The 8,786-nt window shown below is 37.1% G+C and carries 7 protein-coding genes; 2 read left to right on the top strand and 5 right to left on the bottom strand.

The features are described from left to right. Positions 1-276 precede the first annotated feature (276 nt). The 5 genes from hemL to KO502_RS06560 all read right to left on the bottom strand — a co-directional run bounded on the left by hemL (position 277) and on the right by KO502_RS06560 (position 7,373). Positions 277-1,560, bottom strand: coding sequence for a glutamate-1-semialdehyde 2,1-aminomutase (gene hemL / locus KO502_RS06580; protein ID WP_216021763.1), 1,284 nt, complete (start codon positions 1,558-1,560; stop codon positions 277-279). Between the two features lie 67 nt (positions 1,561-1,627). Beyond that, the gene (locus tag KO502_RS06575) at positions 1,628-2,641 is read right to left on the bottom strand and encodes an aspartate carbamoyltransferase (RefSeq protein ID WP_216021762.1); all 1,014 of its coding nucleotides are present in this window, start codon (positions 2,639-2,641) and stop codon (positions 1,628-1,630) included. Between the two features lie 176 nt (positions 2,642-2,817). Continuing rightward, positions 2,818-4,965: a trypsin-like serine protease gene (locus KO502_RS06570; RefSeq protein WP_216021761.1), complete on the bottom strand. Its 2,148-nt coding sequence runs from the start codon at positions 4,963-4,965 to the stop codon at positions 2,818-2,820. A gap of 198 nt (positions 4,966-5,163) precedes the next feature. After that, entirely contained in the window at positions 5,164-5,610 is a 447-nt protein-coding gene (hemJ, locus tag KO502_RS06565) for a protoporphyrinogen oxidase HemJ (RefSeq protein ID WP_216021760.1), read from the bottom strand. Then, the gene (locus KO502_RS06560; RefSeq protein WP_252730558.1) at positions 5,610-7,373 is read right to left on the bottom strand and encodes a chloride channel protein; all 1,764 of its coding nucleotides are present in this window, start codon (positions 7,371-7,373) and stop codon (positions 5,610-5,612) included. The genes hemJ and KO502_RS06560 overlap by 1 nt, the downstream gene beginning before the upstream one ends. Before the next feature lie 89 nt (positions 7,374-7,462). Here KO502_RS06560 and KO502_RS06555 point away from each other — a divergent pair, with 89 nt between their 5' ends. Beyond that, a complete protein-coding gene (locus tag KO502_RS06555) occupies positions 7,463-8,182 on the top strand; it encodes a DUF6776 family protein (protein ID WP_216021758.1) in 720 nt (239 codons plus the stop codon). Positions 8,183-8,347: 165 nt separating this feature from the next. Further along, entirely contained in the window at positions 8,348-8,698 is a 351-nt protein-coding gene (gene erpA / locus KO502_RS06550; RefSeq protein WP_354668310.1) for an iron-sulfur cluster insertion protein ErpA, read from the top strand. Positions 8,699-8,786: the final 88 nt, after the last annotated feature.

Genomic DNA, 8,786 nt, shown 5'->3' with positions numbered 1-8,786 from the left:
TTATTGCACATCGAGCATAGCTCTGAGTTGGGAAGAAATTTAATCAAATTGGTATTACTTTAGGGCTCTGGTTGATATCAGAAACGACGATGTAATTAGAGTTTATTGCTAGAGACAAATAAGTGTTCATTATTATTGGTGGTAGATCTGATTTTATTTAGTGGCCACCATACATATTGTTAGGTGGCCATTTTAGATGATAATGAGGGAATTTATTATGCTATTAGGCGTAACAGCAGGGGTAAAATCCATTGTTTATCATTTCGTTCAAGTTACTTACAGTTGAGTAAAACACTTATCAGCGGCAGCTAACGTTTTTTCAATGACTTCATCAGTATGAGCGGTAGATAGGAAACCTGCTTCGAAAGCTGATGGAGCAAGGTATACGCCTTCATCTAACATTAAATGAAAGAACCTTTTGAACATTTCAGCATCGCATTGGGTTGCTTGCTTATAAGTTGTTATTGGGTTTTCATCATTAGTAAAGAAGAAACCAAACATAGCACCAACATAGTTAATACTTAATGCTATACCATTGCGTTCTGCCGCTGATTTTAAGCCCATTGCTAGCTTTTCAGTTGCTGCAGAAAGTTGTTGGTGCTTATCACCTGTAGCTAATTCAGTTAACGAGGCTAAACCTGCTGCCATGGCAATAGGGTTACCAGATAAAGTACCTGCTTGATAAACAGGACCCACAGGTGCGATAAAGTCCATGATTTCTTGTTTGCCACCAAAGGCACCAACAGGCATGCCGCCGCCAATAACTTTACCTAAAGTCGTTAAATCAGGTTTGATATTGTAATGCGCTTGAGCGCCGCCTAAGGCAACGCGAAAACCAGTCATTACTTCATCAAAAATTAAGACACTTTTGTATTCATCACAAACTGCACGTAAGCCTTCAAGAAAACCTTCAACAGGTGGAATACAATTCATGTTACCTGCTACCGGCTCTACAATAATACAAGCTATTTCATCAGCATATTTGGCGAAAATGGCTTTAACTTCGTCAATATTATTATAGCTAACGGTTAATGTATGTTTGGCAAAATCTTCAGGAATACCTGGAGAGTTAGGTACGCCCATAGTTAAGGCGCCGGAGCCGGCTTTAACTAATAAAGAGTCAGCGTGACCATGGTAGTTACCTTCAAACTTTAGTATTTTATCGCGACCTGTATAACCACGCGCTAAACGAATAGCTGTCATTGTTGCTTCAGTACCAGAGCTAACCATGCGTAAGCTTTCCATTGATGGAACAAGTTCGCGTACTTTGTCAGCCATGGTAATTTCAAGTTCAGTCGGAGCGCCAAAACTTAAGCCATTTTGTGCTGTATTGATTACTGCTTCAAGAATAGCAGGGTGGTTGTGACCTAAAATCATTGGCCCCCAAGAGCCAACATAATCAATGTATTCTTTGTCATCTGCATCATAAATATAAGCACCTTGCGCACGTTTTATAAAACAAGGAGTGCCGCCAACACCGTTGAAAGCACGTACCGGTGAGTTAACGCCGCCAGGAATGATTTTTTGCGCTTGTTCAAATAACTGTTCTGATTTATTCATAATTTTGTCTTCTAAAGTCGCACTAATGACTTAGAGATATGTCATTAGCTTTTGAAAATGAGTAGGGTTAACTATTTTTATTGGTGTGCCAATTAACGGGTTTTTCGTATTGAGTTAACTGGTTTTCAACACCTAAGGTTAAAGCAAATAAAGCCATACGAACTAACACACCGTTTTGTGCTTGTCTGAATATGGCTAGATTGTCTAAGTCGTTTAAATCGATATCCAGTTCATTTGCTTCTGGGCGAGAATCTCGAGGTAACGGATGCATGATCACAGTGTTTTCTTGGCAATATTTTTTATAAACTTCTTTGTTTAAACTAAAGTGACCGCGATACAGGTCCGCCTCATCTTTACTTGCAAAACGCTCTTGTTGAATACGTGTTTGATAAATAACATCAGCGGATAAGTTACCTGCCATGGTATCTGTGATGATCACTTCATGACCAGCATTGCTTAACGTTGATATAACGCTATCAGGCATTTGCAAAGCATTAGGTGAAACCATGGTGATTTTGACGTTATCGTAAAGGCTTAATAGTTTTGATAATGAATGTACAGTGCGTCCGTGTTTTAAGTCACCCATTAATACAATGTTTAAGTTATCTAGTCCTTTATTAAAATGCATCATTTCTGATTGAATAGTAAAAAGGTCGAGTAATGCTTGCGTTGGATGCTCATTTGCACCGTCACCGCCATTGATTACCGGAACAGTACTACCTTGTGCAAATTGTTCTACCGAATGCATTTGTGGATGACGCATTGCAATTACGTCTGAATAGCCGCTAATAACTTGTGCGGTATCAAATAACGATTCACCCTTACTTAGCGATGAGTTTTCTTGGCCAACGGTTTCACGAACAAAACCACCAAGTAAATTAAAGGCCGTACCAAAACTAACACGAGTACGCGTACTTGGTTCAAAAAAGAGATTACTTAATATAGCGCCATTAAGTACGTGACAACGTTTTTGACGTGACGCATAAGGAGCCATTTGAGCGGAAACTTGCAGAATTTTAGCAATAGATTCGCGGTCAAATTGTGATACCGACAGTATGTTGTTGCCTTCGAATTTCATCATTTTGATTCGTTATATTGAAAGGTGAAAAATTTGCAGGAATATAGCATAAATTCACTACTTTGTGAACGATAATCAGCAATATAAGGTGCTAATGCCACTCTTATTAGTAACAAGAAGTTAGTACTAGTTAAGGTCGCTAAGCATTATGTTTTTAAGCGACATTAGTTATATGTTTACTAAGCCGCAGATATACGTAATCGACGTTGTAGATATATGCATAAGCCTATAAATAAAGTTAAGCTTGTGCTACCGCCACTAGAATTATTACTTGTTTCCTCTTCAGGTGATGTTACGGTATTTGGTGTATCTGGTATCGTTGGAGGGGGCGCGGGAGTGTACACTACATTTTTTAAAAAACCTTGATCTTGCCCTTCACTTGTTAAAGCATCTTTTTTATAGGTCCAAGTCACTAGATGTTCGCCTGCTGGTAAATCATTAATAGTAAAAGTTTCATATGTTAGTAAGCCTGAAATCATCGCAATTTGTTCTCCATCAATATGCAAAAATAAGGCATCGTAAGGCTCATCAATGTTATCGTTATTTGCTTCAGAAGAAACCTTCCATTCAAATGATAAATCTCCTGCCCCAGAAAAAACCAGCAAGACTGAGCTTTGTTCATTATCTGCAATATCACCACTAACAATTGATGTGTGTGTATCGTCAAGTTGCCACGGTTGATCACCACCACTAAACCAACTAAAGCCGTTTGAATCATTTGATAACTGTGCATCAATACTTGGGCTAGCCGCAACAGCTTCGGCACTTACCGTTGCCTGGCTTGTTGGTATATTATTACTATCAATAATGATTTCAATATTTTGTTTGCCAAGTTTTTGAGCGTTGAAGGTTACTTCAATTTGACAAGTTTGTTGTGGAGACAAAGTGGTGCAGTTGTCTGTTACTAAACTAAAGCCATGGCTCTCTGTATTTACGGCTTGTAAAGTATAAGTTAAGTCAGTTGTTAGATTACTGTTATTAGTTATGTTTAATTTTTGTGTTTGTGCTTTATATTGCGGTGTAATTGGAAACTTATAATTGGCTTCAATAGCAATACCTAGGGTAATGCTGTTTATCCATTCGGTAAATTGTCCTACCCGGGCATAAATATCAGGATAATTTTCATCAGCACAGCCTATGCCGTGACTAACAATACCTATTTGTTGCCAACCATGATTGGTATTAACAATTAACGGGCCTCCGCTATCACCTTGGCATGAGCCTCTACCGCCACCTAAGTGATGAGCACAAATCATACTATCAGTGATACCTACTTCATCAACAGTGAAGGTTGTATTGTTTAAATCTTTATAGGCCTGTACTAGCTTACTTTTACATTCATCATTAGTAAGCAATGTTAATTCAACTTGTTGTAGCTTATCTGGCTGACTATTATCAGGAGTAGGGTCTGTGGGTCCGTAACCTAATACATTACCCCAACCAAGTACTGTGGCCGAGCTATTATCCGCAGCTAACTGCGCAGTCTCACTTTTACTAAGTAAAGGGATTGCCGGATGATTAATGGTTTCTACTAATTCAATCAAAGCAATATCATTATTAATATCCGTTCCAACATTATATTCAGGATGTATATAGATATTTTTTATTGATTTAGCATCGCTTTTGCTATTTGTTAAATCATATCCACCGACATTGACTTTTAATCGTTCAATGTCGGTATCTTCAACACAATGCGCTGCTGTGAGTACCCATTTTGAGCCAATAAAACTAGCGCCACAGTTTGCTACCTGAGTGCTCTCTATATATCCATTAGTAATCGTTATTATTTTATTAATATTATCTAACAATAAAGAACCGTTGCTTAGGCTTACTGAGATAACAGGAATACTGCCACTGAAATCTTCGCCTAAGGTAAATGCTAATTCCGAAAGGTTATTATTATAAATAATCGCACCCACGCCACCGCCTGCTTGGCAATTATCGGCTTTCACGGAAAAGTCTATTTCACCACGAGCGATTAAACATATTTTATCTTTGGCAGCATCACATTGATAATCGCCAATACCGCAATCAACTATGTTCGCCGTTACTTGCCCTAAAGGACTATAAGACAATGGCGCACTATTATATGCAACGCCATCTACAGTAAGTGAAGTAAATCTTTCATTATCAATAAAAACTAAGGCAGACATCCAAGGCCAATCACCTTCATCAGCCAGTTCACCACCAACAATTTTTGGCATACTTATTGGTATTTCTGGAGAGATAGATAAATTATTTTTGTTGAGTATAGGCGCCGCAGACGAGTATACGCTAGGAATTAGGGATATTGTGAAAGTCAACAATATGAAGGCTATATACTTCATCAAAAAATTTCCTGATTTAAATAATATGTCAATCTAATTAACATGAGTGCGCAGACAAGGACGTTATCTAAGTATAACTATAATATGGATGAAATATAATCAAATTGGTATAAGTAATATTTTCAGCGATTAACCATGCTTTTATTTTTTATAAAAACATGGTTAGCAGGTCGCTTTCAGGGGAGCCCATATCTTTCTTTACATGGGTTTTACGTAAGCCAAAATAATAACGGCAAATAAAATCAGTACGGGTATTTCATTGAAAATTCGATAAAAACGACCTGAACGAGCATTTTTATCTTGAGCAAAAGTATTCACCAATTTAAAACAATAACCGTGATATATGAAAAGAATTATTACTAAGGTTATTTTGATGTGTAGCCATTTCGCAGCAACAAACCAAGCATTACCGTAAGCGTAAATAATAGTTAAGCCGAGCAGTAAGGTGAAGATAGCAAATGGCGTAACAAAATATAGTAAGCGTTTTTCCATACCTTTTAAGTGTTGTGATACTTCTTTTGACGTTGTTTCTGCGTGATTCACAAATAAGCGTGGTAAATAAAATATGCCAGCAAACCAAGCTACCATAAAAATCACATGAAATGCTTTAAACCACAAAATATTACTGAGTATAAAAGTATTCATTAAAATATATTTCCTTCCACTAAATAAATTCTAAGCTGTTCAAAAGTAACAATGCCTAAGCAATTATTAAGGTTGTTATTATAAATATAAACAGCACCTGAACGTTGTTTTACTAGCGCTAAATAAGCTTCTGCTAATGTCGCTTGATGATTCATTGGTATCATTTTATGTAATATCAACATGTTGGCTGGATCATTTACTAATGCTGAATTATCAGTGTTCTCAACTGTTACAGACTCTGATGGTGACTGTAAAACAGCGTCTAACTCTGCCCCAGGTTTGTCTGTATCAGATGAAAGTGAAGCATCAAAATTAGGAAGCACCTTTGCTGTAACTTCAGCATCTAATTCGACCCAATAATATTGGTTAATGCCAGTGCTTGGATCTGATATCTTATTAATGATTAGTTGCGATCCTTTATTGAACATGAGTTCACCAATCATACTGCGCGTTGTTGCCTCTTCTAAAATCAACAGTTTGTCTTTCATTACGGCTAAAACACCAATATTTTGCAATGACTCTTCAATAGGAGGTTTGTTATAGAGCAAGTTTTGCGCATCTAATTGCATAGTAAAGATAGATTTATTTTTACATAACTGTCTTGAAACGATACTTGCAATACTGATAACAATCATTGCTGGTACAACTAGCTCAAGTTGTCCTGATAATTCAACAACGGTTAGCAATGCCGCAAGAGGGGCGTTTAAACTTGCCGCCATAAAACCAGCCATGCCCATTAAAATAAAGTCGCTACTGGCGTGCTCACCAGGTAATAAATTTACCAAAATAGCCGCAGCACAAGCGCCGGCTATTGCACCAATACCTATAGTAGGTCCAACAATCCCGCCGGGTATACCTAAGCCTATAGCAAACATTGTCATCAACAATTTGGCGATAAGTAAACTAAATAAAAAACCAAGGGGTAAGTTATGAATTAATGACATATCAATAGCGCCAGCACTTGTGCCCATAGCATTAGGAACTAAATATCCTAAACCTCCGGTAATGAGTGCTGCAAAAATGAAGCGGGGCACAATGTGATATTTACTACCTTTTTCGATAATAAAAACGAGATATTTATTAAAGAATGCAGCTAATCCACCTAAAACAATAGCGAGTAGTATTAATGAAAAATAATGTTGTTTTTCAAGCGCGATGGTATGAAAGTATTGAAAATTATGACTGGTGCCAAAGATACTACTGGTTATTAATGAGCCGACAATTGAGGCGATCATAACAGGTATAAAAATATGCACTTTGTATTCACGCATGATCACTTCCATCACAAAAATCACCGCCGCTATTGGGGTATTAAATGTTGCTGCTATCCCTGCTGCAATACCGCAAGCACATAAGGTACGTATGCTGTTGTATGGTAACTTAAACACACTGCCTAAATAACTGCTACATGCAGCACCAAGGTGAACCGCAGGGCCTTCTCGGCCGACAGAAAAACCGGAAGCAAGTGCTACCGCACTTCCCCAAAATTGATTGAGGGTATTTTTAAAAGGGATTACCCCATGGGCGACTTTTAAACGATGTAAAACAAAAGGAATTCCAGTGCGAAGATATTTATAGCCAGTGAGCCAACCCATTAATAGAATAATAACTGCACCTATAATCGGTAATTCAAAACGACTTACCCCGTCTAAACTGATATAGTTGTCGCGCTTTATTAGATAAAACTGTTGAATTTCTTCAATGGTAAGAGTAAATAGCACTACTAATAAGGCAGACGCACAGCCGCCTACGATAGCAAGCAAACATATTTGCCAAGAGGTCTTGGGCAAAGCGAGCTGTTTTCTTATTGAAGCAATTGAAATTATCATGACAGGATTATAATACTTTACAAATGAAATGGTTAGCAAAAATAAATCTTGCGGTGGTTGTTGAGCGCTTAGGCAGCTTCAAATCAGCTTTACTTTTATGTACTGTCATTGGCCTGTGCCTTTTTACGGGTTATCGTTTAGGTAATTATTATCATCACTTTCAAGTGACGACTCTTGAACAACAAAAACAGCGCTTAGAACAACTCTATCAGCAAGAAGAGTTAAATGTTGCACGTATTCACAGTTTAGAAGTTGAATTAGTTATTGAACAACTTGCTAACAATCAAGCCCAAGAGTTACTTAAAAAATCAGCAGAAGAAAATTTTGAGGTAAGAAAACAAATCGCTTTTTATGAAAAAGTGATGGCGCCAGAAAAGCAAGCTGAAGGTTTGCTTGTTGAAAGTATTAAAATAGTAAATACTCTAACTCCCCATAAATATCGTTTTCAAGTAGCTTTGGTGCAGCAGCAATTAAGGCGAAGATATAGTAAAGGCTATATTGAATTAAACTTTATTGGTCAGCAAGATGGGCAAGTAGTTACATTTAAATTAGCTGATGTGACTGAGCTGGATAAAAAAGACTTTAATTTCAGCTTTCAATATTTTCAAATTATCAGTGGCGAATTTACACTGCCAGCTGACTTCTCCCCTGAAAGTATCCTAGTGTCGGCGATTATGACTAAATCGCGTTGGCAAAAATATGCAAAAAAAGAAAAACAAGTGCAATGGCAAGTTGCTCGATAGATTTTATTTTATCTAAGTTGTAAATCAAAGACGTGAATAATACTTGATTAAATTAGTCAGGTTTAAGATAATTAACGTTATGAGTTTATCTCCTAATTTTTAACACCCAGTTTTATTCACGTTAATCATCTTTTTAACGTAGTTTTTCGTACTTTAAGTACTAAGTTGAGCACCATGTCAGATCTTGAATTACCTATTAAATTTACCGATGCAGCCGCAAATAAAGTGTTGTCTCTTGTTACCGAGGAAGAAAATCCGGCACTTAAACTACGTGTTTATGTTACTGGTGGTGGTTGTTCAGGTTTTTCTTACGGATTTACTTTTGATGAAAAAGTAAATGAAGGTGATTTAACTATTGAAAAGCAAGGTGTGGCTATGGTCATTGACCCTATGAGTTTACAATACCTTGTTGATGGTGAGGTAGATTACCTTGAAAGCCTAGAAGGCAGCCGTTTTGTGGTTAATAATCCTAACGCAACAACAACTTGTGGTTGTGGTTCATCATTCTCAATCTAACTTAACTTATTAGCTAATGATTGACCTATTAAATACCGACAATTGTCGGTATTTTTGTATCTACCACTATTAAATATTTTTAAGCCAT

This window comes from Colwellia sp. E2M01 (assembly GCF_018860585.1).
Taxonomy (GTDB): Bacteria; Pseudomonadota; Gammaproteobacteria; order Enterobacterales; family Alteromonadaceae; genus Colwellia.
The sequence above is the reverse complement of the archived record's forward strand: the minus strand, read 5'-3'. Positions and strand labels throughout refer to the sequence as shown.